Below are 26,424 nucleotides of genomic sequence, written 5' to 3'. Positions count from 1 at the left end.
GTGATTTCATCACAGGACTGACTAATTGCACAATTAATCTTTAGCTTTCCAAGAGTATTTTACAGGATTACTAGCTCCTTTTTTTCTGAATTTTTCAGGAATCCTTTTACCTAAATATTTAGTTCGAAGAGCTTCAGGAGCTTCTTTTCCAATGAAACCATATCTTTTTGAGCGAGTTTCATGATTATAAACTTCTTCACCTAATAGCATGAAGTTAGGGAAATTCTCTTGAGTAGCTTCTAACCATTGCTCGGCAACAAAGACGCCCTTAATGACACCTTGAACCGTAGCTAAAATTATTTTTGCCTTTTTAGCTTCAGCAGGTGTAAGTTTCCATGCGAACCTAACTGCGTCATATACACCACGTTCTAAAGCTGTTCGATTAATAGAAATTAAGAGCGCATCGTCATCAATTTCTACTGTTTCAGCTTGATACGCATTAACAATTTCATGAATATTAGCTACACCATATTCATTACTATCTTTACCATTCATAATGTTAGTTAGTCCTGAATAAGCATCTATTAATGAAGCTTCAACAATTTCTGCGATATTTTTACTTTCTAATGCATGTCGGTGAATGATATGAATCACATAAAGACCTGATAATTGAATATCGCGAATTTGTTTCATTTTTAAACTAATAAAGTTTTCATCTTGGTCGCTTAATAATCCGTTTACATGATCAAAAATACGATTATTAATTCCACGACCAACGTAAAATGTCGTTCCATCTCTTGGATCTACTAATCTATATACATACCACTTTAGTTTTTCACGAATTTCTGAACTAAACTTTTCTATTTTCATTTTTTACCGTTAAAAAAACCTCGCATTAAGCGAGGTTTTTATAGCATGAAATCAATTGATTAGCGGATAATTCAACCAATCAATTTCTTCATCAATTCATTCACTTGTGCCGGGTTGGCTTTCCCTTTTGCAGCTTTCATCACTTGACCAACAAGACCGTTGAAAGCTTTCTCTTTACCAGATTTATACTCTTCAACCATCTTCTCGTTAGCAGCAAGCACGTCTTTAATAATTGCTTCAATTGCACCTGTATCAGTTTCCTGTTTCAAGCCTTTTTCCGCAATAATTTCGTCCGCAGATTTGCCTTCGTCCCACATAAAGCCGAATACTTGCTTCGCGATCTTACCGTTAATCGTGTTGTCCACAATACGTGCAATCATGCCACCCAGTTTTTCCGCAGATACAGGAGAATCCGCCAAATCTAAGCCTGCCTTGTTTAAAGCACCTGAGAATTCGCCCATTACCCAGTTTGCCGCAATCTTACCTTGCGCAGCGCCGCCAGCAGCTTTCACGACTTCTTCATAAAACTCTGACATTTCACGAGTAAGCGTTAGAACGTGAGCATCGTACTCAGTCACGCCAAAGTCCGCCACAAAACGCGCACGACGTGCCGCAGGCAGCTCAGGCATGGTGGCTTTGATTGCTTCGATTTGTTCATCCGCAATCACCACAGGTAACAAGTCTGGGTCTGGGAAGTAACGGTAATCGTTGGCTTCTTCTTTTGAACGCATTGAACGCGTTTCCATCTTCACAGGATCGAATAAACGCGTTTCCTGATCAATGGTGCCGTCCCATTCCAGAATTTCCATTTGACGTTCAATTTCAACATTGATCGCTTGTTCAATGAAACGGAATGAGTTCAGGTTTTTCAATTCGCAACGCGTACCGAAGGGTTGACCCGGACGACGTAACGACACGTTACAGTCACAACGGAACGAACCTTCTGCCATGTTGCCGTCAGAAATGCCTAACCAGCGCACCAGCGTATGAATCGCTTTAATATAAGCAACCGCTTCTTCAACCGAACGCATATCCGGTTCAGATACGATTTCAAGCAGCGGCGTACCGGCACGGTTCAAGTCAATACCTGACATACCTTCGAACTGGTCATGAATCGATTTACCTGCATCTTCCTCAAGGTGCGCACGGGTTACGCCAATCCGTTTAACCGTGCCATCTTCAAGCTGGATGTCGATATGACCCAAGCCCACAATCGGATTGTCCATCTGGCTAATCTGGTAGCCTTTTGGTGAATCCGGGTAGAAATAGTTTTTACGTGCAAATACAGAAGCCTGATCAATATAGGCATCGATACCCAAACCAAAGCGAATCGCAAGATCCACCACTTCTTTATTCAATACCGGCAATACGCCCGGCATGGCCAAATCTACAAGGCTGGCTTGGGTGTTTGGATCATTACCGAATACAGTCGATGAACCCGAGAAAATTTTGGTATTGGTGGCAAGCTGAGTGTGAATCTCGATACCAATAACGACTTCCCAACCCTCAATCAGGTTAGATTTTGGTTTAGCCGATTTTTGAGCTTGAGCCATTATGCATTCTCCTCAGCAATTGCCGCGCGTTGTGTATGCCAATCGGTTGCTTGCTGGTACTGATGCACCACAGACAACAATTGCGATTCTGACCAGTAATTCCCAATCAACTGTAAGCCAACTGGCAAGTTGTTCTGGTCAAAACCAACAGGCGCATTAATCGCAGGAAGACCTGCCAGGTTTACCGCAAGCGTATAAATATCGCCCAGGTACATTTCAACCGGAGTCAAATCCACACCAATTTTATAGGCTGTGGTTGGCGCAGATGGTGCAGCAATCACATCGACAGATTCAAAGGCTTTAAGGAAATCTTGCTGGATCAGGCGACGTACTTTTTGTGCTTTCACATAATATGCATCGTAGTAACCTGCGGATAACGCATATGTGCCAATCAGGATACGACGTTGCACTTCCGCACCAAAACCTTCTGAACGTGAACGTTTGTACAAGTCCATCAAGTCCACTGGATTTTCACAGCGGTAGCCATAACGCACACCGTCAAAGCGTTGTAAGTTAGAAGATGCTTCAGCAGGTGCGATCAGGTAGTAAGTCGGAACGTAGCTTTCGGTCATGTTGAGGTCGATCTCAACCAGTGTAGCGCCCAGGTCTTCTAACTTTTTCAATGATTCTTCGACACGTGCTTTAACATCTTCAGCTAGGCCGGCAACATTAAAGTACTGTTTTGGAATACCAATGCGTAAACCTTTGACGGATGTATCATTCAGGTTCGCCACATAGTTATCAACCACTTGATTCATTGACGTTGAATCTTTGGCATCATGACCGGCCATCACGTTCATCAGGTAGGCACAGTCTTCTGCTGAGCGTGCCATCGGGCCGCCTTGGTCGAGGGATGATGCATAGGCAATCATACCGAAGCGCGACACACGGCCATAGGTCGGTTTAAGTCCAGTCAGGCCACAGAATGACGCAGGTTGACGAATAGAGCCACCGGTGTCAGTACCGGTAGCGAAGGGTGCCAGATCCGCTGCAACAGCTGCTGCTGAACCACCTGAAGAACCGCCAGGAACATGGTTTAAATTCCAAGGGTTAGCCGTTGCGCCGTAATATGAGTTTTCAGAGGTCGAACCCATGGCGAATTCGTCCATGTTCAATTTACCCAAAGTCACCAGGCCCGAAGCTTTGCCTTTCGCAACAACGGTGGCGTCATAAGGAGAGATAAAATTGTCCAGTATTTTAGAACCGGCAGTGGTCTTGATGCCTTGAGTACAGAAAATGTCTTTATGCGCGATTGGTACGCCTGTTAACACATTTGCACCACCTGCCTTACGCAGTGTGTCAGCCGCATCAGCTTCTGCCAATGCCAATTCAGGCGTAACGGTTACATATGATTTTACTTGAGCATCAATTTTTGTAATGCGCTTTAAGTAATGTTCAGTCAATTCGCGAGATGAAAACTGGGCATTTGCCAGACCTTCACTGAGTTCACGAATGGATAAGCGATGTAAATCTGTCATGAGAAATAATTCTTTACGTTTAATTTAATAAAAAGAATGAACTGGGTAGTAATTACTCAATCACGCGCGGTACGAGGTATAAACCATCCTGAACAGCAGGTGCAACTGCTTGGTATTGCTCGCGATGATTGCTTTCTGAGACCACATCTTCACGTAGTGGCTGAGGATGGTCGAAAGGGCTCTTCAGCGGTTCAATTCCGTCGGTATTGATGCCTTTCAATGTGTCCATCATGCCTAAAATCTTATTTAAACTTTGAGCATATTCAGCAGATTGCGTATCATTGAGAGATAACCTTGCAAGGTGGGCAATGGCTGAAACTGTTTCTGCACTTAAATCTGCAGAATGCTGTGCATCCGATGTAGACATAATATTACCTAATCAGTATTAAAAAAATTCAAATTATCATGCGTTATGATAAGCGATTGACTTGTCCAAATCATCACATTTAGTTAAAGTTGCCACCTTGCGTCCATATAAAGTTTAATTGAGAACGTCCCCGTGATTCTAAAACGACTAATAGGCTTGTTTTCGCCAGATCTTGCCATTGATTTAGGTACTGCAAATACACTTATTTATGCGCCAGGACGAGGCATTATATTAAATGAACCCACGGTTGTAGCCATCCGTCATAGTGGTTCACATAAAATTGTTGCCGCTGTAGGTCTTGAAGCGAAACAAATGCTAGGTCGTACCCCAGCCAATATCTCAGCAATCCGCCCCATGAAAGATGGGGTGATTGCGGATTTTGAAGTCACTGAAACCATGCTGAATCAGTTCATTCGCAAAGTACATGAAAACCGTCTGTTTACTCCGGCACCGCGTGTGGTGGTGTGTGTACCATGTAAATCGACGCTGGTTGAACGTCGTGCTATTCGTGAAGCGGTATTTAATGCTGGTGCACGTGATGTCCGTTTAATCGAAGAACCGATGGCAGCGGCCATTGGTGCAGGTATGCCAGTTGAGCAGGCCTGTGGTTCAATGGTGGTCGATGTCGGTGGTGGTACCACTGAAATTGCGATCATTTCCCTGCAGGGTTGTGTCTATGCAGATTCTTTACGGATTGGCGGTGATGTCTTTGATGAGCAGATCATTAACTATGTGCGTAAGGCGCATGGCTGTGTGATTGGTGAAACCACGGCAGAAGTGATCAAAAAAGAAGTGGGCATGGCCTTGCCAGATGAAGGTGCTAAACCGCTTGAAATTGAAGTTCGTGGCCGTAATCTTGCAGAAGGTGTACCACGTGCGATTGTGGTTAACTCAGACGAAGTGACTCAAGCCATTTCAGATCCTTTGCAAAACATTGTGTCTGCGGTGAAATCAGCACTAGAACACACACCTCCTGAGCTTTCTTCGGATATTGCTGAACGCGGTATCGTGTTAACCGGTGGTGGTGCATTGCTGCGTAATCTAGACAAGCTGCTGGCCAAAGAAACCGGCCTGCCGGTTGTGGTGGCAGAAGATCCACTCTCATGTGTAACCCGTGGTGGTGGCAAGGTACTCGAATTTTTCGACAATCCAAATCATGACATGTTATTCGTAGGCTAAGAAAAGGATTCGGCGGGTGCAAGCACATCTGTTTTCTCGACAACCGCCATCTTTTCGCTCTTTTATTATTGCATTGGTAACATGCTTGGTGGTGCTTTTCTTTGATTGGCGCATGCCACATGTTGTACAACCTGCAAGGGATGTCCTGTACGCGGCCTATAATCCTATTTATGCTGTGGCCAGTTATCCGGTATTGTCGCGAGAGTGGTTGAATCAACAAACCAAGTCTGAAGTTCAGTTGCGTCGGGAAAATACCGCGATGCAGGCTGAGTTGTTGCAGGCGCAAGTTCGCTTACAAAAAATCTCTGAACTTTCTGCTGAAAATACCCGTTTGCGCGGTCTGCTCGATACACCACTGATCATTGACGGGCGTATTGAAATTGCGGAAGTGATTGGCACCGATGCCGATCCTTTAAGACATATCATTGTGATCAACCGGGGTTCAAATAACGAGCTGAAAGTCGGGCAAACGGTACTGGATGACAAGGGGATTATGGGACAGATTATTAATGTCTATCCGCATAGTAGCCGGGTCATGCTGTTGTCTGATAAAGAACATTCATTGTCAGTGCGTCTGGAACATACTGGAATGCGTGCCATTGTCTCGGGGACGGGTGATCTGGGACGTTTGAAAATGGAATATGTACCTACCAGTGCCAATATCAAGGTCGGGGAAAAAGTCTATAGTTCAGGCTTGGGCCAACATTTTCCGGCAGGTTATCTGGTGGGGCAGGTGTCCAAAGTACAACGACATAATTCAGGTGAATTTGCCCAGATTGATGTAACGCCAGCCGCGCAGTTGGCCGGTGGTCATCATGTGGTGGTGTTATTTTCCGACTCATTGGCGATGGAGCAACCGCATGTCAATCGCTAAGATGAAATCCAGAAAGCATCGTGATCCCTTATTTGCCATCGTCATTTCAGTGATCGTGGCTTCGATTTTAATGGTCTATCCACTTTCTTATACTCTCTCGGGCTGGCGTCCGCTGTTCATGCTGATGGTGATGCTATTCTGGGTGTTGTGTCAGCCGACCTGGTGCGGGATATGGTTTGCCTTTGGTACCGGTATTTTTATTGATTTGCTGCTGGACGCACCTTTAGGTCTGAATGCCCTCAGCTTTATTATTATTGCCTTTTTAGCCCGATTCCTGACTCGTGAACGCCGTATCCTGACCTTTAATAATCTCTGGGTGATTACGGGGCTGGCAATTGTTGCACATTTGCTGATGATCTTTTTTGCCCAGATTGTGGCAGGCGTGCAATTTTCTTTTGCCAGGCACTGGATTCCAATGCTGACCAGTATTCTGGTTTGGCCTGTCCTCTATTATATGTTGAAAAAATGGCGCATATAATTCTCGCTTCCAGCTCACCTCGGCGTTGTGAGTTATTACAGCAGCTCGGACTGAGCTTTGATATCTACAGTCCGGATATCGATGAATCTGTGCGTGAAGGTGAATCCGTCGCGGCTTATGTTGAACGTCTGGCACGAGCCAAGGCTGATGCAGTGGCCGAGCGTTATCCAGATGCAATCATCATTGCTGCGGATACCAGTCTGGGGGTCGATAGTGAGATTTTGGGTAAACCAGAATCCAAGCAACATGCCATTGAAATGTGGACAAAAATCTCCGGTCGGTGGCATGATGTCTATAGCGGTGTCTGTGTTCGTACAAAAGATGAAAAATACAGTATAGTGGTACGTACGCAGGTCGAATTTCAAATCCTGAGTGCCGCAGACATGGAAAGTTACTGGGCCACAGGTGAGCCGCTGGGTAAAGCCGGGGCTTATGCGATTCAAGGAATTGCAGCACGTTATATTCCAAAAATACAAGGCAGCTATTCCAATGTGGTCGGCTTGCCGCTCTATGAAACCGTACAGTTATTACAGACAGTTAAGGCACTAAATTAACTGCTGATAAAAAGAATTTTTATAATGTTTTGAGTGTAATTATGTCTGACGAGTTATTGATTAACGTCACGCCGATGGAATGTCGGGTCGCGTTGATTGAAAACGGCACGGTCAATGAACTGTTTGTCGAGCGTACAGCCAAGCGTGGCTTGGTCGGTAATGTCTATAAAGGCAAAGTGGTACGGGTCTTGCCGGGTATGCAGGCTGCGTTTGTGGATATTGGTCTGTCCAGAACGGCATTTTTGCATATCAATGATATGGTCTGGCCGCGCCAGCAGCCCACCCCAAATGTCTTTGAACTGCTTCAGCCCGGTCAAATCCTCACGGTTCAGGTGATGAAAGATATGCTGGGTACCAAAGGTGCCCGTCTTTCCACGGATTTGTCTATTCCTTCGCGTTATCTGGTGCTGATGCCTTATGGCAATCATATTGGGGTGTCGCAGCGAATTGAATCTGAGGAAGAGCGCAATCGTTTGCGTTCGATTATTGAGCGGATTCAGGCCGAGCATAAGCTGCCAGGCTCAGTGATTGTACGTACCGCTGCTGAAGGTATTGAAGAAGCAGCCATTGCCCAAGATATGGCTTATCTGGCCAAGCTTTGGGAATATATCCAGCGTAAGCAGAAGATTATTGCAGTTCCCTCGCTGATCTTTGAAGAATTGCCTTTACCACAACGGATCATTCGTGATCTGGCCAATGAAGAAACTGCAAAAATCTACGTCGATTCACGTGAAATTCATGCCAAGCTGCAAGAGTTTGTCGAAGAATTCGTGCCGAATATGCGAGACCGCTTACTGCACTACCCGGGCGAGCGTCCAATTTTTGACTTATATAATGTTGAAGAAGATCTGCAAAAGGCGCTGCAAACTCGTGTTGCGTTGAAGTCGGGCGGTTATCTGATGATTGATCAGACCGAAGCGATGGCCACCATTGACGTCAATACCGGCTCTTATGTGGGTGGTCGCTCACTGGAAGACACTGTTTTTAAAACCAATATGGAAGCGACTCAGGTCATTGCACGTCAGTTGCGTCTGCGTAATCTGGGTGGAATTATCATCATTGATTTCATTGATATGCAGGAAGCGCAGCATCGTGAAGAAGTGATGAAACAGTTTGAGCGCATGTTGGAACGTGACCATGCTAAAACCAAGATTACTCAGGTATCTGAACTGGGTCTGGTGGAAATGACCCGAAAACGCACCCGTGAGTCACTGGAACATTTACTCTGTGAATCCTGTCCGACTTGTCAGGGACGTGGTTATGTCAAAACAGCCGAGTCAGTATGTTACGAAATATTCAGAGAAATTCTGCGTTATGCACGTGCTTATGAGTCGCAGAGTGGCTTTACTGTTGTCGCGCATCCCGCTGTAATTGATCGTTTACTAACAGTAGAGGCCCCAGCAGTCGCTGATCTAGAGCATTTCATTAACCGCGTGATTAAGTTCCAAGTAGAAAATCTGTATACGCAAGAGCAATACGATATCATTCTCAGCTGAAATTGTAACAGAATATCGTTAAACACTTGTTACATCTGAAATTTTACATTGGTGCTGTTATTTACAATACTAGATGCATGAATTAGCCAAAGCCGTTTCTCCCAGTTTCAGGCTTAGCAAAAGGAGTGTGTTATGAATATGAGTAAAGCAGTAATTAATAAAGGCCTAAAACACGTATTAGAACCAAAGACTGTACATGCAGGATATATCGTCGATGAGCGCGGTAATGAAGTCCAGATTACCGCCAGCATGATTCGTAATGCCTGCCATCAATTATTACAACAGTGTCGTACCATCAAAAGCTAATGCTACCGATACAGAATCTTGTGCAGATTGAAATAAATTCTAGGCAATCAAAAATGGATGCATCATCCCAAAAATATAAAATAAATTTAAAACGATGTTAAAAAATAAAACCAAGGGGCTCTATGAGCCCCTTAATTATGTGCGCTAGGACTGGCAAAAATGATCAACACTTTTTTCAGTTTATATATTCTATTTATTGATCCGCGGCTAGCTCACCGCCTGTAACTTTGGGACAGGTTCACCATCTACAATTCGTTCAAAACGCTGGATTTCTTCTTCAAGATGCGTCAGCAGGTTCTGCATTTTCGGCAGGGCATTACGGCATGCGGTTAAGCCGACTTCCAGTTTGTCCAGATAGCTGGTCATGGTAATGTTCAAAGCCTGCCCATCTAGTACAATTGAGGCTGGATAAAGCGCTTCGAGACGTGCACCATTCCAATATAGCGGTTCCTGAGGGCCGGGTACATTGGAAATAATCACATTAAATGCCTGGCGCGTTGGCATTAAACCGGATGCAATGTTCAGACCGGCTGCACCATAGACAAAGGCACTATAATTTAAAATCTGATTGGCATTCATGCGTTTAAAACGTTCCTTGGCACTCAGTACACTGCCACGTACAATTTTGAGACGTTCCAGAGGATCTTCTTTATGGGTGCCCAGATTGGCCAGAATCATGGTAATGCGATTGGAAACATCCGAATCATCACTTCGAACCGAGGCCGGAACCATAGCAATTAATGGTTTTTTCGGTAAAGCGTTTTGTGATAGTAAATATTCACGTAGTGCACCTGAACAGATGGCCAGTACCATGTCATTAATCGTGACGCCCAATGCTTTAGAAATATGCCGTAAACGTGAAAATTCAAAGGATTGTGCTGCAAAACGACGCGAAGCACTGACACGTTGGTTCAGAATACAACTTGGTGCCTGAAAACTGGACACATAATCCGGATTGCGCCCCATATCCTTCATAACGGTCTGAGACAGCTCATAAGCGACGCGTGGTGCGCATTCCAGTTGGCCTTTAATGGTTTGCAGGACATTTTTAAAAGCATTGACCTTAGGTGCTTTAAGGCGTTTGGCGCGTGGCCCTTCAACACACCACGGTGGCACAATACTTTTGGCATTCGGATCATGCGACAGCGATTTTTCGACCAGACGCATGCCGGCGATTCCGTCCACCATCGCATGATGGATCTTGAAATACATGGCAAAACGATTACCTTCAATTCCTTCAATAATATGACAGGTCCATAAAGGCTTGGCACGATCAATCAGCGCACTATGTTCTTGTGAAATATAAGTGAGCAATTCACGGATACGACCCGGTTTCGGCAGGGCAATATGACGAAAATGATGATCTAAATCAAATTCTTGGTCTTCATCCCAAAACAGGCCATTTAAATAATTATTAAAAGGTGGAATCGGCGATGATTTGGAGTTTTGAATATCAGTGACGAGATCCTGAATAAAGGAAGCGGGTGCATTTTCGGGAATTTGGAATAAAAATAGTCCACCTACATGCATAGGCTGCTGCCGTTTCTCTAAAGTTAAGAAAATAAAATCAATTGGATGTAATGGACGCATAGCGTGGATTGCCTCACTGCACTTTCTTCAGCTGCTCTGATCCGAACAACCTTGTTAGAATTATTAATATTGACATTACAAAGTATAGCGATTTTGCCACGGAAAGGTACTGATTTTTCTGTAGATGATTGGTTTATGAAAAAACCACCGACGAGTCGATGGTTATGCTAGATCATTTTTGCAAGTTGCCGGCATGCAGACCACATTCTTTATGCGTGGCTTCTTCCCACCACCAGCGGCCTTCGCGTTCATGCTGATTTGGCAGCACAGGGCGAGTACAAGGTTCACAGCCGATAGAAACAAAACCTTTCTCATGCAGGGCATTATAAGGGACTTCCATCATACGGATATAGCTCCAGACATCCGCACTGGACCAGTTGGCTAGAGGATTGTACTTGATCAACTGTTTTCCCGGACCGGAGAAACCTGGATCTGCCTGAACCACAGGAATTTCATTGCGTGTACCCGGACTTTGGTCTTTGCGCTGACCAGTAATCCAGCCATCCAGCGTCGCCAGTTTTTTACGTAGCGGTTGAACCTTGCGTATACCGCAACATTCCTGATGGCCATCTTCAAAGAAACTGAATAAACCTTTTGTCGTCACTAGATTTTGCACGTCTGCAGTTTCAGGGAAGCAGATTTCAATCTCGATGTTGTAATGCTTACGTACCCGTTCAATAAACTGATACGTCTCTGCATGTAGACGGCCAGTATCCAGACTGAATACCCGGAACGGTTTACCGAGATGCGATGCCATATCAATCAATACAATATCTTCAGCACCAGAAAATGAAATCGCAATTTCACCTTGCTGGCTCAGTGCAAGTGCCAAAATTTCATTGGGCGATTTATCTGCATATTCAGATGCAAGTGCATCAATACGATCAATAGTAGGAATGATGGTCATGAGAATCCTGGCGATATAGGCTTGGAAAGGACATGGCCTATATTAATTAATTTCACCTCTATTTTAATAGAATTGATTTAATTGACTTATCACTAAAAAATAAATACTTATGAAAAAAATAGATTTAAAAAAGTACAGTACAAAATCTGTTGCTTCAGCTATGATAGTGCAAAATTTTTTCAATACAACTTAGAGGGAATGTTCATGGAAGTCGTATGTCTAGATTTAGAAGGTGTGTTGGTTCCAGAAATCTGGATTAACTTTGCCAAAAAAACCGGTATTAAAGAGCTTGAAGCGACGACTCGTGACATTCCTGACTATGATGTACTGATGACCCAACGTCTGAATATTTTAAAACAGCACGGTTTAGGCTTGAACGATATTCAGGAAGTGATTGCAGAAATGGGTCCATTCCCAGGAGCAAAAGAATTTGTGAAATGGGTGAGTACGCATTTTCAATTAATTATTCTTTCAGATACTTTCTATGAATTTGCACATCCATTGATGAAGCAACTGGATTGGCCAACGATTTTCTGTCATAAGTTAGAGACAGATGAAAAGGGCATGATTTCAGCGTATAAGCTTCGTCAACCTGATCAAAAACGTAAAGCGGTGCAAGCTTTACATGGCTTGAATTTCCGTGTCATTGCAGCAGGGGATTCGTATAATGATACCACCATGCTTGGTGAAGCGGACGCAGGCTTCTTGTTTGATGCGCCTGAAAATGTGATTGCAGAGTTCCCACAGTTCCCACCGATTCATGGCTATGCGGCACTCAAAGAAGCTATTCGTAATGCGTCGGTGCGTGATATTCCAGCATAAGTGAATAACCAATAAAAAAAGCCGCATCATGCGGCTTTTTTTATGAATACAGATTTGGAATTAGAAACGGTAACCAATCTTCATACCGTATGCCCACGCATTGTTGTCTTCAAATTCACCCACATCTGTGGTTCCAGTGCGCGCTGTAGCATCGCCTAACCATAAATGTTTCACGCCAGCTTGAATGAAGTAGTTTTCAGCAGGGCTATATTGCGCGCCTAATCCAATACTCCAGTTTCCATTTACTGGGCCAAGAGTCGTAACAGGGTTGCCTGCACCAGAGTCATAACCAACAGAAGCTGAACCAGCCCATTTATCATTAAACTTATGAGAGATACCTGTTGTAATAGACCACTGATCATCTGAATAGTCGATTAGGTTTTGTGCTTTGCCTCTTGCAGCCTGTGTTGCAGCAGCTAAATATGTAGGTTTAACTGCAAATTGATCCCAATGTACCCAACGAATATTTGCAAAAGCTAAGGTGTCTTTAGCAACACCTGATTGTAAATCAATGTTTACAGACTGAGGTGTAACAACTTCTGTGTTTGAGTTAGGACGAACAACAGCACCTAGGGCAAATGTTTCTGAAGTATCAAGTTCATGCTTGATTTCAGAGCGATAAGTGACAGCAGCTCTAAGTGCAATTTCAGGAATAGAGTATGCGGCACCTGCAATCCAACCGAAAGCATCATTTTCTTTAAGATCTATGTCGTAGCCACCTAATAGATGAGTACCACCGTATGCGGCACCACGTAATGAAACTTTTCCTTCAACTGTTTGATATACGGGACCTGCATAAAAATTCCAGTTTTGGTTGGGTTGGTAACCAATCAGCGCTGTTAGATTATTAGTATCAACTTCAACAGAAGTTCCTTCCATACCATTACCAAATGTACCTGCTGTTGATGAGTAGGTTGCATCAGCACCAAAAGGTTGATCGTAAATCAAACCAAGTGAAATTTTATCAGTTGCTTGAACTTTGATTGCTGCGGAAGGGAAGTAATAGTCTTCACCCATATCACTGATTTTTTCGCCCTGTAAATCTGTTACTGTAGAAGAGCCTTTAACAGTTGGATCAAGAACCGAAATACCAGCTTCCGCATAGTTACCCGGCTGTAAAAAAGCAGAAATAGATTGACCAGAACGGTCTAAGCCAGCTGCTTGAACTGCAGAAAGAGGTAAAGCGCTAAGTAAAATAGCAGAATAAATTTTATTGAGCTTCATGGTACGTTCCCTGATGCCATCTGTAACAAAAATGTGATGGAAAAGTAACATAAATTCAAAAAGAGTAAATACTCAGCTTTGTCGAAGAAATGAACTATGGCGGTTAAACAAAAAGATTGCTTAGAGTATTTATACTATATTTTCAATATTAACTAGATGAAAAATAAAAGAATAAAAGAATATTTTTTTTTATAAAAAAGTAGATTTACATATAAAGTGAGTGCTCTAAAAATAAACAAATGATATGCAAGTGTATAAAAAGCAGAGTTAAAGGCATAAAAAACCACCCGAAGGCGGTTTTTTATTCAATTGAAACTTAGAAACGGTAGCCCATTTTCAAGCCATATGCGATGGCATTGTTATCTTCAAATTCACCTACATTAGGGTTCGCCACTGTAAGTGCTGTTGCATCACCCAACCAGAAGTATTTCAGACCACCAGCGATGAAGTAGTTTGGAGCAGGGCTGTATTGTAAACCTAAGCCTACGTTCCAGTAGCCTTCTGTTGGACCAAGCGTAGTAATTGGATTACCTGCACCTGAGTCCCAACCTACAGAGACATTACCTGCCCATTTTTCACTGAATTTGCGACCTACGCCACCAGTTGCGGACCATTGATCTTTGTTGTATTCAACTAGGTTTCCACCTGCTAAAGCCGCTAAGGCAGAACGAGGATCTTGTGCTGGTAGAGTTGATGCTAACGCTGCCGCCGCATCTAAAGCTTGTCCAAATTGAGCTGGACGGATTGCCATGCCGTCCCAATTTACCCAACGCACATTCAAGAAAGCAACAGTATCAGCCATAATACCCGACTGTAAGTCTAAATTTACAGATTGAGGCGTTGTGACATTAGTTGTGCCAGCAGCAAATGTAGGGAATGCGGCTGGATTACCTGCTAAACCAACACCTAGCGCGACATTTAGTGGATTACCAGCTAGATCTTCATTTGATTTTAAATCATGTTCAATTTCAGAACGATAAGTTAATGATGCTTTTAAAGCGATTTCTGGAATTTGATAAGCAAAACCAGCTAACCAACCGAACTCACCTTCTTTCTTCATATTAGCATTATAACCACTAAGAGCTGAGTAAGCTACACCACGTAGCGCTACTTCACCTTTGGCTTCTTGATACACTGCACCACCGTAGAAGTTCCAGTTTGCATTTGGTTGGAAGCCAACGAGTAATGATAGGTTTTCAGTATGAACTTCGGCTAAAGTACCATCTTCACCAGTAGGATTAAAAGCATTAGATTGATTTTTGTACTCAGCTTTTGCACCAAATGGTTGATCATATAACAGACCGACTGAAATGTTATCAGTTGCTTGAATTTTTAGTGCTGCTGAAGGGAAGTGATAAGAGCTTGCCATATCACCTGTGCTTTCACCAGTAAATGCTGTACCAGACACATCTGCATCTAGAACAGAAATACCTGCCTCAAAGTAATTCCCTGGTTGTAGGAACGCTGAGATAGATTGTCCTGAGCGGTCCATTGCAGCTGCAAAAGCACCTGTCATTGGTACAGTAGCGAGAATCATTGCAGTAGTTAATGTTTTTAATTTCATTTACGTCTTTCCTTGAGGTACAAATTTATATCTAGCGTTGTTGTTTGCACTTATTTAATTTTGGAGACTTCGGTTACTCAACCGCAATCATTTGTTACTCCATGTGTCAAAAATACCACAATTAAAATAAGAGTAAATGCTCTAGAGTGAAAATAAAGCATAAAAAAGCAGCTGAATAGAGTAAAAGATCTAATAATGAGTGGGGAAAACGCTGGTTAATATTTATTTAGTTATAACTATCATAGATTTAGGAAAGGAAAAGGGAGGAAATAAAAAAATAATAAGTATTTAAATAATTCATTAGATGTTTTGTTAAATAAATCACGTATTTAATAATGCGCGCCCTGCGGGGATAGAACAATGCTCTACAAGCCATACAAACAAAGGGTTTAATGTTTCAGTATATCTATATGTATCCTCTCTTGTATCCTCATTCCTGAATGTACCCCCTTATAACTGCCCTTTTTTACCGTTCGAAATGGCCACTAAGTGACTTTGAGCTACTGAGTTACTTTGAGTAACTTAGTCCTTCACGCACCCGCGCATTTTCTTTCTTGATTATCACTAAGCTGTATATCGGTTTGCTGTGTTTTTTAGCTGCTCCCCTTATTGGTGGCTCAGGTTCTTAATGGATCGGATTATAAAGCTCATCTTTTTTGTGGTGCTTATGCTGCACGTCACTTTTGACTGTCAGTGATTTGTGAGTGACTTTAAGGTACTCACTTGGTCGCGTTTTAAATGTGAGCAAAATTGCTCATATCTCCCCTTGGGGTGAATATTCCTGATCCGCTACTACACTTTAAAGGCAGTTAAGAGATGCACTCAGATTTGAGCGTATCTTTAAGCTACTCGCAAAGCTCATCTTTCATCACTGGTGAAAGTTAAGAGATGCCAATATTTTGGGTTACGGGAATCTCTGAAAGCCATACGGTGAAAAATAATTTGCAGCGTATCTTTGTGCGTGAACAATATTCACATGCAAAAATCTTTGCAGTTGCTCATAAAAACTCATATTCGAGGTCTGTCCAGATTTGGATGCATCTCCCATTTTTTTGGGAGCTGATTGTTTAGGGGGGAAGTAATTTTCCGCTCAACAGGCACTACAGGAATTCCTGTATCGGTCAAAGCTGAGAGTGCATACCGTTGCTCACATCTGAGCATGGGTACTGGTGACCACTACGAAACTTTCGTAGTTCATCACTACTATAGAAAACTTCAGTTTAACGAACGCAATTTTTCGCTGGTTGCTACCAGGGGGAAAAACTAGAGTTTCGACAACGCAATTTTGCGCCGTCATGATATTGGACTTAATAAAACCTAATATTCAAAAATGCCCGGGTGTTGACATTTGTTGACATTCAAACGCTTTGAACCTGACAAAACTAGACATTCAAAATGCTGAATTGAACAGTCACCGAATACCAAGACCATTAAGATAAACAACAAGCATTTGTAGCCGTTCCTGTTCTCTTTTTTCTAGTTCCCTTACAAGTGCAGCAAATGTTCTACAGTGCATGTTTTTAGGCTTTTGATGTACTGACCACTCTCTAAGGTCTTGTGACCATTGCAAGCGATTCCGTAGCCGTCTGACACGTAGTAGCGGTATATCAGACTTGTTCCATTGTTGTGACATGTAATTGAGTTGCTGGCATTGTCTGCAAGCGTACGTACCGCGTTTTAAATACAGTTTGGTGCAGCGTTTACCGCATGAGCATAAAAACCAAAATCTTACACCGCCGTAGTTGCAAGGTGAATGAGTTAAGCTCAGGTTAAAACTACCGTAGTCGTTGCTTGCGGTGATGCTGATGTTTTTATACTTTTTCAGGTGGTCAGCACTTAATAAACTTCTCAGATTAAGCTGCTTAATGCTTATAAAGCTGTAATTTTCCACGCTACCTTTTGACATAAAGCACACTAATTTCCCTAATTATTTAGGCTCTAAAATAATGATATTGATTGTATCTGCTTTAACATTATTTTAACTTTTAACTTTTAACTCAAACAGGATTTTTTTTGCTGGTGCGGTTTGGAGTGGTCTCCGTTTTGGGCCAATCCATAAGATATGAAATCCCCCCCTTGCTATATAATCGTATATACGATATATTGAATAAATAATCTACTAAGGGGTATACAATGACGAACAAGACTAAAACTTATGATGCTTGTGATATGCACGACCTAGCTTCATTAGCTGAATCAGATATGAACTGGATGTGTACAGCTATCAGCCATATCAGAAAAGAAGTAATGAAGTTAAACAAGCTGGCAGAAAGTGGAAAAGAAGTCAGCCAGTATCATTTTTCTGAAATGGTTACTCAACTAGATATGTATGAATATTTAGCAGAAGACCGCCACCGCAGCCATGCTAAAGGGGCAGAAGTATATAAGGCTGAATGGGAATCCAGCGAGCAAAAGGCCAGTGCATGAATAAGCCCAACGACACGCCCAAAACTCGCTATGAAAAAAAGCGCAAGCAAAAGCTAGTCAGCTTCAATATTGAGAATCCACATGATGCCGATCTATTGGCCCATGCTAATAAACTGGATGATTTTAGCGGATGGGTTAAAGAACAATTGAATGAAGACATGAAGGAAAAGAACAGCTCACAATAGTGGGCTTTTTTAATGCCTTAAATATACATAGTCTTATGCCACGCTTTACGCTCTTAATAATTATTTAAACCTGATCAATCCGACTGAGATAACTCACTAAGAATATCGACATGAAGTTATATTTTTTATTTGGCCGAAACATCGCATAAGACATATCGTTTTGATGTGGTAACAGGAAATCGGATATACAGGTTTTGATGTGGTAACAGCATTTTTTTGATGTAGTAACATAGTCCACGTATATAAAATGATCAAAAGTACGGACATGGGGTATACGGTCATAATTTTGGTATCCATCCATAAAAATAGAAATATAAACCTAACAAAACCTGACATTTTTCCCAGTATAAAAAACCTATTTGGAACCATATATTTTGATGTTTTTCGGATGGGTTTTATATGTGTGGAGATTGGAAATAATGTCTACTTAAAATAAAACATATAGATCAGGAAGTATTGAAGATGGAATAAACGTAACGTGACCAGACGTGTACGAATCGTTAATTTAAAAACCTAAAGAAATCCAAAGAAAACCCAACGAATAAACCTGTCAAAACCTGTTATTTGAAAGTAAGTGATAGTCAGTATTTGAACTTAACAAAACTTAACCTTTGAACCTGATAAAACTTGAAATTAGAACCCTATTTTCTGATGAAAATATCAGTATAAAAACGTATAAAAATCATGTCTAATTTGTACGTAATATCTTACATAAATTATTGAATAACAAAAATAATTAACACATTTAAACATGGTAAAATAATAATCAGTTATTAAGCAATTAATAGCCAAAATCAGTAGCTTTAAAGATTAAATTTACTGAATATTTTTAGCAGTTAAAAGGTGAAATAAATATGATTGGGAGATTGATATGGTAGCAGCAGCAATAATTGGTGGTGGTGCCGCTATTGCAGGCGGTGCAATGGCATCAAGTGCTTCAAAAAAAGCAGCCAAAACTCAAGCGGCATCAGCGGATCAAGCGAGCGCAATTCAGCAAGCGAACTTTGAGCAGACACGCGAAGACTTGATGCCATACAATCAGGCAGGGGTGAATGCAATTGGCAAGCTTGCCGGCTTTGATCCAAGCGCTTATCAGGGCAGTGGATTTAACTATAATGGCTCATCAAGCCCATATACATCAAGATTGCCGAATGCTAACGTGCATTCAAATTATGATGGTCCCGAATACAATGTCGGCCAGTTTAATTTTGAGGAATCACCAGGATACCAGTATCGCAAGCAGCAAGGAATGGATGGTATTCAGTCAAGTGCAGCCGCTCAAGGTGGCTTACTAAGTGGAGCTACATTAAAAGCGCTCAATAACCACAACAGTAATCTTGCATCTCAAGAATATGCTACAGCGCACAATCAATACTTGCAAAACGAAGGCTTAAATCAAAACCAAGCGCAACTTGGATTTAATCAATATTTAGGTCAAGCAGGCTTGCAACAAAACAACTTCAATAATGCATTGCAGAATGAGCAAATGCGTAGCAATCAGCATCAACAAGCATTTAATAACTGGCAGTCTCAAGACAACAACGCTTACAGTCGCTACATGACTGATCAAAACAACCAGTACAACCGTTTAAACAATCTGGTTAGCATTGGTCAGAATGCAGCAGCTGGCGTAGGTAATGCTGGTATGCAAACAGCGCAAGCGGTAGCGAATAATACTATGGCAGGCGCGAACTCGATTGCAGCGGGACAGGTTGGTAGCGCAAATGCTTGGTCAAATACAGCTAACGACCTTGGCAGTATGGCAGCAGCTTACGGAATAATGAACAAGAAAGGTGTACTCTGATTACTGGGTGCTTGTAATGTTTTCAACGCAGCTAGAGATTAATATTTGTGCTATAAAATCCTCATTACAATGGGGGTTTTTTATGTTTATAAGCATTGGTGGTTTTCTAATAATAGGTGTTTTGTACTGGTTCCTATGGAGCAAATTGTGCGACATTGAGAAAAAGCTATTTAGATTACACGATGAGGTTAGTCTTTCTTTGCAGGATATAGAAAAGCAAATTGATATCTTGCAAGACATTGCATACAGAATAGAAAGCAATACGAACCGGGAGGTGAATTAGATGACTGTACTAATAATTATTCTAATACTAGCAGTACTGTCTAGTTTATACCGGACATACAGTTTGGAGCGCGGCCTTGCATACCAGTACAAGGAAAGGGAGCGACTGGAAGCAGAACTATCCGATATAAGAGGGAAAATAAGGAAGCTAGAAGAAAGCAAAGCATCAGCACAAAAGGTAAGTGATTTATGGGAAAAAAATAATATTAAGGCCAGCAAGACTGATATTGAGGTTATGAGCCGCCGAATTTCACATATAGAAAAGGTAGTATTCAAAGATGAAAGTACGGATGAATACCTAAAACGAGAGAATGACATTTACCAGTAAGGTTAGATCAGGTTTAAGTGTGCTAGCTCAAACCTGATCTAACCATCGCGCCGTAGCAGTAAGTATTTCTACTGGTGCAGCTTATCTAATTAGACTGCAGCAATCTAACGCCGTCTAAAGCATCGACACGTTATCTATGTCATATCGATTTAATTCTGAATTTTTAGAGTCCATAAAAAGAGGGGGAAATGTCAAAGCATTAATATTACATTTCATCGACTTGCTGAGTTTCTCATTAAAAAAATGTCAAAGGTTTTGTCAAAGATACTGGCGCAATAAAAAGCCCCCAACTAAGGAGGCCATTCACTTAAAGCAGTTGCAGCGTTTCAGCTTTGATTTCCGTTACTTCCCGATCTATCCCTTTACCGTCTTTCCACTTCCTAGTTTTAAGACTTCCCTCGACAAACACCTTTCCGCCTTTCTTGAGGTACTTACTCGCAATCTCGGCTAATCGGTTGTTAGTGGTAATCCTGTGCCATTCTGTAGCTTCTTTGCGTTCGCCTGTAGTCTTGTCCTTCCAATGCTCGGACGTTGCAACGCTGAATGTTGTAACGCTGCCACCGTTAGAGAATTGCTTTGTTTCAGGGTCACGACCCAAAACGCCCATTACTGTCACTCTGTTTAAGTTCGCCATTGTTTCATTCTCTTATTCTTAATAGGTTCGTAGTGGTTAGCAATAAACAAACTGTCTATGCTTGCTGAGCAAATAATTGAACGCGGTGTTTGCATCTGCATCCGTTGAATATTTTTGCTGCTCCTGCTCAGGTGTAATCAATGCTGTATTGGAGTCATCCAGGTATTTAAGCTGTTCACTTTGTATCAGTAACATTTCAATCAGTTTTAGCTCTGGATTGCTAACCTGTAGCGTTGCTTTAACAGTGGAGCGCCAATACAAGGTAGATACATTGCAAGTGGATGCAGAAACACTGCTATGACATTCACGCATCTGATTAAGACAGTACAGATACCCATCAAATGCGCGTCCAAGTAACGGCGTTAAATCTCTGTCTGTATAACTGAAGTAGTCAAGCAATGCAGACTTGTGAGCTTTCACCTCATCTAAAAATTCACCTGGTGGTACGTTTTGGCTAGCCCACCGTATGCCATTGGGCGGAACAGGATATAAAACGCATTGAAATGATTTGGCTTCCCGGATGAGTTCCAATGCCTTTCGAATACTCATATCCAATTCCCCAATAAATCCAGTTGCTCTGTCACGGTAGCTTGACTTACATTTGCCATTCTTCACACCTATTATTTCTATTTCTCTGTAATTTATCTGCGATTTTGCGTTTTTCCCTTGTATGCCTTTCTCTGTGTGGCTTTCCGTATCGCATTACCCTTGCGATTCACATGCGATGTATGCGACATGAGCAAGTAAAAATCGCATGCTCCGCATACGAATCGCATACCATTTGCGACATGGAGAACCTTACACCACAAGGGTTTCAGCCAAAAAACGCAAAATCGCAACTATTTCAGCAATGCCGGATTCAATTCAATGTAAGCGGATCGGTTAATGGTCACCAGTCGAACATAATTGAACTCGATTAACTCGTTTAAACAAGGGTCGAACTCCTTCGCTTTTCTTATTTGAAGTGGTGCGCCTTTCATTGCTATCGTTCTTTGCAACAGGTTGGTTTTTTCCTTTTTGCATTTGGTTAAGAGGTACTTAATCAGCTTCTCAGAATCACTCTCATCAGCAACCTCAATGTCCGAATACCTGAACCACTCAGACAATGAATGTCGAATGACGGCGCAAGCTGCCCGCATGGTTTCTAAATCAATTTCAGACCTGTTTTCAAAGTAAGCTAAGACCGCTCCTAAACGTCTGGCAAGTTCATTTGCACGACTGGCAAAAGGCTGCATAAATTCAAATTGTTTTCCGCTACCTTGTAAAATCTCACACTCATTGTAGAACTCAAGTTCCAGTAGCTCTGCTTCATTCGATAGCTGCATCACAGGGAAGTATGAAACCTCTCCTGAATCATTCAAAAGGACGGGTAACTCATCTTTTAAAATATCTCTACAACGATTCCAAAATTTAGTTAATCGAGGGTCATTGTGTGAGTTTTTCAGCTTTTGTCTAAACTCAACCGTATGCGTTCTTTGTCCAGCAATGCTCTCTGGAGCAGTTAAAATAAATCGAGGTAAAAAGCCTTGTCCTCTTAAAGTTGTGTCATTTAGCGCACTAGCAAGTACCGCTCGTTGCCCAAGTAGGTTGAAAGTCAGGCGAACATCATAGGCTGTTCCATTATCATCAGATGACGCCCGATTTCTCTGGCAATATCCATCATCAAACAACTTGGTGAATGTACCTAAGGCGCTTTTGGCTGTGTCGCCTTTCATGGTGTGACCATCAAAGAACTGTCCGGCCTCATCACTACTTAACGAAGCATTTTTAACTATTCCTTTAATATAAAACTTGGTTAAGGTTTCGATAGTAATGTCTGAAAAAATACTGGTCGGATCGGTTGGTCTTGGATTATCTAACGTCCATTGAGCAAACTCTTTTGATTCAATTGTTTTTGACCTAGCGTTCCAATCGTCCAGCACCTTTTTGTACTCGTCATTCTGTTGGCGCTCATGCTCCCGGATCGGTAGCTCAACCAACTTTTGGCATGATGACTTACGCCCACCGCTACCACCTTCAGTTAAGAAAAATAGAGAGGAAGGCATTCCCTCCCTGTTGGTTTCTCTAGGTGCATTCACCTTACCTTGTGCTAAAAATGAAATACTGGCTAAAACGCATTGAGCTGCCATTGCTAGGGGAGCTTGAACGTATTCAGTGGTGGCTAAAATTGCCTCTCTGACAACTTCAGGAAGTTCATTAATAGGATAAGGTTTTGATTGAATTAAAGTGTCATTTCTCAGGCTCACTGGAGCCTGCCAGCTTCCTGAATTATCTACCTTCAGATTTACTGGAATCTCCTCAACTTGAGGTTGTACAGATGAATCAGATTCAATTGATTTTATGATTTGCTGCTTTTTTTCAGTAAAAAACTGCTTAATTTGATTGATTGAAAGTGTTTTAAAACTATCATTCACCTGAACAAATAAATCTTGATCCTGTTGAGATAGATTAAAGCCCACCATCATTCTAAATATTGTTTCAGGCATACCATTGTTTATAATCTGATACGCTGCATCAATATCCTTATGAAGCACAATGGCCTCTCCAGCCTTAGCAAGTTGCACAAATAAATCTATATTGTCTGTACCTAAGACATACGGCATATATTTATTATTTGTGTTACTTGCAAATACTCCATTTTTACCAATCGAAAAAGATACTTTTTTAGAGTCAATCTCTTTACAAGGTGTCTGGCTAATGTCGTATTTCTTGGCAATACCTCTGATTCCATACCCGATGACTTCAGTCAATTGCTGAGGATTGACCAGGGGGAGCGCTTCACATTCTTCGCAGTTATATTCTGGCAATTCAGAACAAATATAGCTCTCAGGTTTAACCTTAAAAGCCTTCTCATCAATACAGCTTTGAGCAAAGTCTTCAAGAGAATGATATTCGGTTTTAGTGCCTGTTACTGGATCGGTGCTGACTGCCAAAGTAATTGCAGTTTTATCGCAAGGGAGTTTTGCATTCATACAGCACCCCCTTTCATAACAGCATCAACCGCCACTTCTAATGATTCATTTAGCTGTTCTGCTGCCAAGAATAAGCCGTGTATAGCTGCTGCTGTGTAGCCTTTGGATAGAGTCAATCTAGACAATTCACTCAGCACGACTGCAATGCCATGCGCTTGAGTGATACAAGTCGAAAGGGAGATTTTATTTTTAGCACTAGCACTTTCAATATCTTCTAAAGCACCATTCGCCAGCACTTCACACACACTGAGCATGGCCTTTGCTTTGGCATCGGATATATCGTACTGGTCGTAGCTGACAAATGTTTGAAGTAATAAACCTTCTAGCGATTCAAGAATGACTTGAGCATGCTCAAGATGGTCTTGAGATGTTTTGGTTTGAATAGATTTAGGCATGATTAATGCGCTCCTGTTGAACTAATGGAGCCTTGCCGATTACTGTCAAATAATTGGTGGCAAAGCTGAAAAGGGTTGACAGACAGGCTCAACAGGTGACCTGCACACATAAATGTGTCCCTCTCCAGCTTCACCATTAAGATGCGAACGCATAGAGATATTACGCACAAAAAAAGCCCGATGCGGACCGTGTACGCCTGTTGAGATTTATAGCCTGTCAAAGCTAACTCTGAGATTTTGCTCAAAGCAGAAGAACTATAACCATACTTGGGCATGTTGGCAATATTGAACGATTTATTTTTCATACTTAGCCCTCATTGCACACGGTTAAAACTGATCTTTGAATCAACCAAAACGCCGTCATTCGATAAACCGACCTTTTGGCGGTTGTCCATCATCTGTAATAACTGCTGTTCTGCTTCTTCAAAGCTAATACCAAAATGCTTTGCAATGTCCTCCAGGCGGTACATAGGTTCACCGTCATCCGTATAACCGCTTGCCGGTGGCAGTAGGTTTAATTCCTTCGCCTTTTGGTGCATTTCTTCTTTGATATGCTCAGGCGTGTAGTGCATCGTTAGAATGAGTGCGCGCTCAGTGATGGGGTGGTGTTCCCCATACTGGGCCAGCATTGCCTTGTAATGCTCAAAGGCTTTGAAAAACTCAGGGTCTACATGCTCAATCATTGTGTATACCCTCAAAAGTTAGCTGTAAATTGGCTTTGCATGTTGTAATTCTTAGGTTTAAATCTCGCATTGAATAACGATGGTTCACTAATCCAGTGCCATGAAATGAACCTTTGGCCTTTTGGGTCTTTGCCTGCATACAAAGGCGGTTTAATTCCTCATAGGCTGTCTGTCTTGCTGAATAACTCCCAGTCTTGCGGATGCTCGGCAATACCTCAGAAAATACCCAGTTTTGGAAATTGATTGCTTCGGGTTTAGTTGATCTGAATACAATGCGGTAAAGGTTTTCTTCACTGATAAAAGTTAGCTTTTGAGTACCGCCATTTGTAAGGGTATACATTTCATGTACCCCCTTTGGATTTAGTTTAAAACGGCTTGCTGTTGCATTCTTAATCTCTAAGGCTTGACCAACATCAGGCAGACAAAATAAAGGCAGTCCGTTTGCATCAAAGGCGATCCGAACGCCGTGATTATTGAAATTAAAAATAGCTGGGTTCATGCTGCCACCTGCGTAATAAGTTCATACCGTGCATGTCTGCCAATGCCTGAATTATTGCGCTCGTAATGGGTCACAATGTCATAACCTGCATTGCGTAAACGCTGAATAATTGCGCTCAATCGGTAGCAATTGAATAGGTCAATAGCCTCAGCCTGTGAAATGGTTTTACCTTGCTTGAGATAAGCCAAAACTTGTTTTAATTGGGTGCTATTCATGATTAAGCCTCCAATGCTGAAAGGCTTTGCTTTTGGCTGTTATGCCACTCTACAAGCTCGGCATAGTCAAAATAGACTGGAGCCTGCTTAGTCGTTCCCATTTTTATAGCTTTCGGGAAGTCGGCATCAGTACGCACGATATGACGCAATGATTCACGGCTTATGTCCAGTAGCTCACAAGCTGTTTTGAATTGAACGCGGATAGGTTGAATAGCCATAAAAAAGCCCATATATGAGTGAATATGGGCTTAGTATCAGTTTGATTTTAATTGGTTTGTGTAAGGCTACTAGCAGAGTTATCTATCAGCTAGCAAAGTGACCTCTCTGCTAGCAGCTCGGTCATTTATTCGTTTGGTAATTTTAGCCACTAATTTTTTAGGGTCTAGCTCGGTGTCTGTATCTGGATGCCTTAAATAAAAATTCTTTATAAAATACCTTGCACATTCAGCTTTGCTCTTCCATTTTTTGCCTGTTAATGGGTTAGGAGTTAGGTAAAGACTGAATACATCATCAATAATAGGTGTCATTTTTTTACGATCTTTTTCTGCTTTAATGAAACCGCCCTTTTGCCGAGGCTCTCTTTCTTTTTTAGTTGTTTTTTCAATCACTTTTTCTACAAAATGACGAGTTACTTCTCCTGTGAAATGCCTCGAAGTGATTTCTTCTAGGTCGTGAACCGTACCGGGTTTGTCGGAGAGTCAATATTCTGAGAGACTATCCCGATGACAAAATTAAAATATACCCCTGAAATCAGAGAAAGAGCGGTTCAATTATTGATTGAATCTGAAAAAGATTATC

At 41.9% G+C, this 26,424-nt stretch carries 29 protein-coding genes; 11 read left to right on the top strand and 18 right to left on the bottom strand.

Features of this window, described 5'->3' with window-relative positions; translation table 11 throughout:
* Window positions 1-33 precede the first annotated feature (33 nt).
* The 4 genes from FTT75_RS12690 to gatC all read right to left on the bottom strand — a co-directional run bounded on the left by FTT75_RS12690 (window position 34) and on the right by gatC (window position 4,208).
* Complete coding sequence (locus FTT75_RS12690; RefSeq protein ID WP_100328860.1) at window positions 34-810, bottom strand: hypothetical protein; 777 nt, start codon at window positions 808-810, stop codon at window positions 34-36.
* A 71-nt stretch (window positions 811-881) separates the two neighbouring features.
* A complete protein-coding gene (gatB, locus tag FTT75_RS12685) occupies window positions 882-2,363 on the bottom strand; it encodes an Asp-tRNA(Asn)/Glu-tRNA(Gln) amidotransferase subunit GatB (RefSeq protein ID WP_180186583.1) in 1,482 nt (493 codons plus the stop codon).
* Window positions 2,363-3,841 (bottom strand): Asp-tRNA(Asn)/Glu-tRNA(Gln) amidotransferase subunit GatA, encoded by a 1,479-nt coding sequence (gene gatA, locus FTT75_RS12680; RefSeq protein ID WP_180186581.1) that lies wholly within the window; start codon window positions 3,839-3,841, stop codon window positions 2,363-2,365. The genes gatB and gatA overlap by 1 nt, the downstream gene beginning before the upstream one ends.
* 52 nt (window positions 3,842-3,893) lie before the next feature.
* Entirely contained in the window at window positions 3,894-4,208 is a 315-nt protein-coding gene (gatC, locus tag FTT75_RS12675; protein WP_005096170.1) for an Asp-tRNA(Asn)/Glu-tRNA(Gln) amidotransferase subunit GatC, read from the bottom strand.
* A 132-nt stretch (window positions 4,209-4,340) separates the two neighbouring features.
* Here gatC and FTT75_RS12670 point away from each other — a divergent pair, with 132 nt between their 5' ends.
* From FTT75_RS12670 to FTT75_RS12645, 6 genes are all read left to right on the top strand, one after another.
* Window positions 4,341-5,387 carry a rod shape-determining protein gene (locus tag FTT75_RS12670; RefSeq protein WP_004279360.1) on the top strand — a complete coding sequence of 349 codons (1,047 nt, stop codon included), beginning with the start codon at window positions 4,341-4,343 and terminating at the stop codon, window positions 5,385-5,387.
* Between the two features lie 16 nt (window positions 5,388-5,403).
* The gene (mreC, locus tag FTT75_RS12665; protein WP_005096172.1) at window positions 5,404-6,261 is read left to right on the top strand and encodes a rod shape-determining protein MreC; all 858 of its coding nucleotides are present in this window, start codon (window positions 5,404-5,406) and stop codon (window positions 6,259-6,261) included.
* The gene (gene mreD / locus FTT75_RS12660; RefSeq protein ID WP_005096176.1) at window positions 6,248-6,739 is read left to right on the top strand and encodes a rod shape-determining protein MreD; all 492 of its coding nucleotides are present in this window, start codon (window positions 6,248-6,250) and stop codon (window positions 6,737-6,739) included. The genes mreC and mreD overlap by 14 nt, the downstream gene beginning before the upstream one ends.
* Window positions 6,727-7,293, top strand: coding sequence for a Maf-like protein (locus tag FTT75_RS12655; protein ID WP_005096178.1), 567 nt, complete (start codon window positions 6,727-6,729; stop codon window positions 7,291-7,293). Before mreD ends, FTT75_RS12655 begins: the two co-directional genes overlap by 13 nt.
* A gap of 41 nt (window positions 7,294-7,334) precedes the next feature.
* Complete coding sequence (gene rng / locus FTT75_RS12650) at window positions 7,335-8,789, top strand: ribonuclease G (protein WP_005096179.1); 1,455 nt, start codon at window positions 7,335-7,337, stop codon at window positions 8,787-8,789.
* 132 nt (window positions 8,790-8,921) lie between these two features.
* Entirely contained in the window at window positions 8,922-9,095 is a 174-nt protein-coding gene (locus FTT75_RS12645) for a PA1571 family protein (RefSeq protein WP_005096185.1), read from the top strand.
* Between the two features lie 207 nt (window positions 9,096-9,302).
* On the opposite strand, the gene FTT75_RS12640 is transcribed toward FTT75_RS12645, so the two are convergent.
* Window positions 9,303-10,685: a wax ester/triacylglycerol synthase family O-acyltransferase gene (locus FTT75_RS12640; RefSeq protein WP_005096186.1), complete on the bottom strand. Its 1,383-nt coding sequence runs from the start codon at window positions 10,683-10,685 to the stop codon at window positions 9,303-9,305.
* Window positions 10,686-10,857: 172 nt separating this feature from the next.
* Window positions 10,858-11,592, bottom strand: a complete 735-nt coding sequence (locus FTT75_RS12635) for a phosphoadenylyl-sulfate reductase (protein ID WP_180186579.1) — start codon at window positions 11,590-11,592, stop codon at window positions 10,858-10,860.
* A 204-nt stretch (window positions 11,593-11,796) separates the two neighbouring features.
* Between FTT75_RS12635 and thrH the strand changes: the two genes are divergently transcribed.
* Window positions 11,797-12,414 carry a bifunctional phosphoserine phosphatase/homoserine phosphotransferase ThrH gene (gene thrH / locus FTT75_RS12630; protein ID WP_180186577.1) on the top strand — a complete coding sequence of 206 codons (618 nt, stop codon included), beginning with the start codon at window positions 11,797-11,799 and terminating at the stop codon, window positions 12,412-12,414.
* 60 nt (window positions 12,415-12,474) lie between these two features.
* Here the strand turns inward: thrH and FTT75_RS12625 are convergent, their stop codons facing one another.
* From FTT75_RS12625 to FTT75_RS12615, 3 genes are all read right to left on the bottom strand, one after another.
* Window positions 12,475-13,638, bottom strand: coding sequence for an OmpP1/FadL family transporter (locus FTT75_RS12625; protein ID WP_180186575.1), 1,164 nt, complete (start codon window positions 13,636-13,638; stop codon window positions 12,475-12,477).
* Window positions 13,639-13,954: 316 nt separating this feature from the next.
* Window positions 13,955-15,202 (bottom strand): OmpP1/FadL family transporter, encoded by a 1,248-nt coding sequence (locus FTT75_RS12620; RefSeq protein ID WP_180186573.1) that lies wholly within the window; start codon window positions 15,200-15,202, stop codon window positions 13,955-13,957.
* Window positions 15,203-16,613: 1,411 nt separating this feature from the next.
* The gene (locus FTT75_RS12615) at window positions 16,614-17,108 is read right to left on the bottom strand and encodes a hypothetical protein (RefSeq protein WP_180186571.1); all 495 of its coding nucleotides are present in this window, start codon (window positions 17,106-17,108) and stop codon (window positions 16,614-16,616) included.
* A gap of 227 nt (window positions 17,109-17,335) precedes the next feature.
* Between FTT75_RS12615 and FTT75_RS12610 the strand changes: the two genes are divergently transcribed.
* The 4 genes from FTT75_RS12610 (at window position 17,336) to FTT75_RS12595 (ending at window position 20,228) form a co-directional block, all read left to right on the top strand.
* Window positions 17,336-17,629 carry a hypothetical protein gene (locus FTT75_RS12610; protein ID WP_180186569.1) on the top strand — a complete coding sequence of 98 codons (294 nt, stop codon included), beginning with the start codon at window positions 17,336-17,338 and terminating at the stop codon, window positions 17,627-17,629.
* Window positions 17,626-17,814, top strand: coding sequence for a hypothetical protein (locus tag FTT75_RS12605; RefSeq protein WP_180186567.1), 189 nt, complete (start codon window positions 17,626-17,628; stop codon window positions 17,812-17,814). The genes FTT75_RS12610 and FTT75_RS12605 overlap by 4 nt, the downstream gene beginning before the upstream one ends.
* A gap of 871 nt (window positions 17,815-18,685) precedes the next feature.
* Window positions 18,686-19,618, top strand: a complete 933-nt coding sequence (locus FTT75_RS12600; protein ID WP_180186565.1) for a hypothetical protein — start codon at window positions 18,686-18,688, stop codon at window positions 19,616-19,618.
* Window positions 19,619-19,901: 283 nt separating this feature from the next.
* The gene (locus tag FTT75_RS12595; protein WP_180186563.1) at window positions 19,902-20,228 is read left to right on the top strand and encodes a hypothetical protein; all 327 of its coding nucleotides are present in this window, start codon (window positions 19,902-19,904) and stop codon (window positions 20,226-20,228) included.
* Between the two features lie 307 nt (window positions 20,229-20,535).
* Here FTT75_RS12595 and ssb read toward each other — a convergent pair whose 3' ends face one another.
* From ssb to FTT75_RS12550, 9 genes are all read right to left on the bottom strand, one after another.
* Window positions 20,536-20,862 carry a single-stranded DNA-binding protein gene (gene ssb / locus FTT75_RS12590; RefSeq protein WP_180186561.1) on the bottom strand — a complete coding sequence of 109 codons (327 nt, stop codon included), beginning with the start codon at window positions 20,860-20,862 and terminating at the stop codon, window positions 20,536-20,538.
* A gap of 36 nt (window positions 20,863-20,898) precedes the next feature.
* Complete coding sequence (locus tag FTT75_RS12585; RefSeq protein ID WP_180186560.1) at window positions 20,899-21,411, bottom strand: hypothetical protein; 513 nt, start codon at window positions 21,409-21,411, stop codon at window positions 20,899-20,901.
* A 290-nt stretch (window positions 21,412-21,701) separates the two neighbouring features.
* Complete coding sequence (locus FTT75_RS12580) at window positions 21,702-23,834, bottom strand: DUF3987 domain-containing protein (protein ID WP_180186557.1); 2,133 nt, start codon at window positions 23,832-23,834, stop codon at window positions 21,702-21,704.
* Entirely contained in the window at window positions 23,831-24,229 is a 399-nt protein-coding gene (locus tag FTT75_RS12575) for a hypothetical protein (RefSeq protein WP_180186555.1), read from the bottom strand. The genes FTT75_RS12580 and FTT75_RS12575 overlap by 4 nt, the downstream gene beginning before the upstream one ends.
* A 314-nt stretch (window positions 24,230-24,543) precedes the next feature.
* A complete protein-coding gene (locus FTT75_RS12570; RefSeq protein WP_180186553.1) occupies window positions 24,544-24,912 on the bottom strand; it encodes a hypothetical protein in 369 nt (122 codons plus the stop codon).
* Window positions 24,905-25,411 (bottom strand): BRO family protein, encoded by a 507-nt coding sequence (locus tag FTT75_RS12565; RefSeq protein WP_180186551.1) that lies wholly within the window; start codon window positions 25,409-25,411, stop codon window positions 24,905-24,907. The genes FTT75_RS12570 and FTT75_RS12565 overlap by 8 nt, the downstream gene beginning before the upstream one ends.
* Window positions 25,408-25,626: a helix-turn-helix domain-containing protein gene (locus FTT75_RS12560; RefSeq protein WP_180186549.1), complete on the bottom strand. Its 219-nt coding sequence runs from the start codon at window positions 25,624-25,626 to the stop codon at window positions 25,408-25,410. The genes FTT75_RS12565 and FTT75_RS12560 overlap by 4 nt, the downstream gene beginning before the upstream one ends.
* A gap of 2 nt (window positions 25,627-25,628) precedes the next feature.
* Window positions 25,629-25,844 carry a transcriptional regulator gene (locus FTT75_RS12555; protein ID WP_180186547.1) on the bottom strand — a complete coding sequence of 72 codons (216 nt, stop codon included), beginning with the start codon at window positions 25,842-25,844 and terminating at the stop codon, window positions 25,629-25,631.
* Window positions 25,845-25,922: 78 nt separating this feature from the next.
* Entirely contained in the window at window positions 25,923-26,234 is a 312-nt protein-coding gene (locus tag FTT75_RS12550; RefSeq protein WP_180186545.1) for a hypothetical protein, read from the bottom strand.
* Window positions 26,235-26,424 lie beyond the last annotated feature (190 nt).

It is taken from the genome of Acinetobacter sp. YH01008 (assembly GCF_013420435.1).
Classification (GTDB): Bacteria; Pseudomonadota; Gammaproteobacteria; order Pseudomonadales; family Moraxellaceae; genus Acinetobacter; species Acinetobacter pseudolwoffii.
Note: the sequence above shows the minus strand (reverse complement) of the source record. Positions and strands in the feature narration are given on the sequence as shown.

Coding starts and splice junctions, on each gene's coding strand:
- FTT75_RS12690 (WP_100328860.1), bottom strand. CDS start 810: ATGAAAATAGAAAAGTTTAGTTCAGAAATTCGTGAAAAACTAAAGTGG.
- gatB (WP_180186583.1), bottom strand. CDS start 2,363: ATGGCTCAAGCTCAAAAATCGGCTAAACCAAAATCTAACCTGATTGAG.
- gatA (WP_180186581.1), bottom strand. CDS start 3,841: ATGACAGATTTACATCGCTTATCCATTCGTGAACTCAGTGAAGGTCTG.
- gatC (WP_005096170.1), bottom strand. CDS start 4,208: ATGTCTACATCGGATGCACAGCATTCTGCAGATTTAAGTGCAGAAACA.
- mreD (WP_005096176.1), top strand. CDS start 6,248: ATGTCAATCGCTAAGATGAAATCCAGAAAGCATCGTGATCCCTTATTT.
- FTT75_RS12655 (WP_005096178.1), top strand. CDS start 6,727: ATGGCGCATATAATTCTCGCTTCCAGCTCACCTCGGCGTTGTGAGTTA.
- rng (WP_005096179.1), top strand. CDS start 7,335: ATGTCTGACGAGTTATTGATTAACGTCACGCCGATGGAATGTCGGGTC.
- FTT75_RS12645 (WP_005096185.1), top strand. CDS start 8,922: ATGAATATGAGTAAAGCAGTAATTAATAAAGGCCTAAAACACGTATTA.
- FTT75_RS12640 (WP_005096186.1), bottom strand. CDS start 10,685: ATGCGTCCATTACATCCAATTGATTTTATTTTCTTAACTTTAGAGAAA.
- FTT75_RS12635 (WP_180186579.1), bottom strand. CDS start 11,592: ATGACCATCATTCCTACTATTGATCGTATTGATGCACTTGCATCTGAA.
- thrH (WP_180186577.1), top strand. CDS start 11,797: ATGGAAGTCGTATGTCTAGATTTAGAAGGTGTGTTGGTTCCAGAAATC.
- FTT75_RS12625 (WP_180186575.1), bottom strand. CDS start 13,638: ATGAAGCTCAATAAAATTTATTCTGCTATTTTACTTAGCGCTTTACCT.
- FTT75_RS12620 (WP_180186573.1), bottom strand. CDS start 15,202: ATGAAATTAAAAACATTAACTACTGCAATGATTCTCGCTACTGTACCA.
- FTT75_RS12615 (WP_180186571.1), bottom strand. CDS start 17,108: ATGTCAAAAGGTAGCGTGGAAAATTACAGCTTTATAAGCATTAAGCAG.
- FTT75_RS12610 (WP_180186569.1), top strand. CDS start 17,336: ATGACGAACAAGACTAAAACTTATGATGCTTGTGATATGCACGACCTA.
- FTT75_RS12605 (WP_180186567.1), top strand. CDS start 17,626: ATGAATAAGCCCAACGACACGCCCAAAACTCGCTATGAAAAAAAGCGC.
- FTT75_RS12600 (WP_180186565.1), top strand. CDS start 18,686: ATGGTAGCAGCAGCAATAATTGGTGGTGGTGCCGCTATTGCAGGCGGT.
- FTT75_RS12595 (WP_180186563.1), top strand. CDS start 19,902: ATGACTGTACTAATAATTATTCTAATACTAGCAGTACTGTCTAGTTTA.
- ssb (WP_180186561.1), bottom strand. CDS start 20,862: ATGGCGAACTTAAACAGAGTGACAGTAATGGGCGTTTTGGGTCGTGAC.
- FTT75_RS12585 (WP_180186560.1), bottom strand. CDS start 21,411: ATGAGTATTCGAAAGGCATTGGAACTCATCCGGGAAGCCAAATCATTT.
- FTT75_RS12580 (WP_180186557.1), bottom strand. CDS start 23,834: ATGAATGCAAAACTCCCTTGCGATAAAACTGCAATTACTTTGGCAGTC.
- FTT75_RS12575 (WP_180186555.1), bottom strand. CDS start 24,229: ATGCCTAAATCTATTCAAACCAAAACATCTCAAGACCATCTTGAGCAT.
- FTT75_RS12570 (WP_180186553.1), bottom strand. CDS start 24,912: ATGATTGAGCATGTAGACCCTGAGTTTTTCAAAGCCTTTGAGCATTAC.
- FTT75_RS12565 (WP_180186551.1), bottom strand. CDS start 25,411: ATGAACCCAGCTATTTTTAATTTCAATAATCACGGCGTTCGGATCGCC.
- FTT75_RS12560 (WP_180186549.1), bottom strand. CDS start 25,626: ATGAATAGCACCCAATTAAAACAAGTTTTGGCTTATCTCAAGCAAGGT.
- FTT75_RS12555 (WP_180186547.1), bottom strand. CDS start 25,844: ATGGCTATTCAACCTATCCGCGTTCAATTCAAAACAGCTTGTGAGCTA.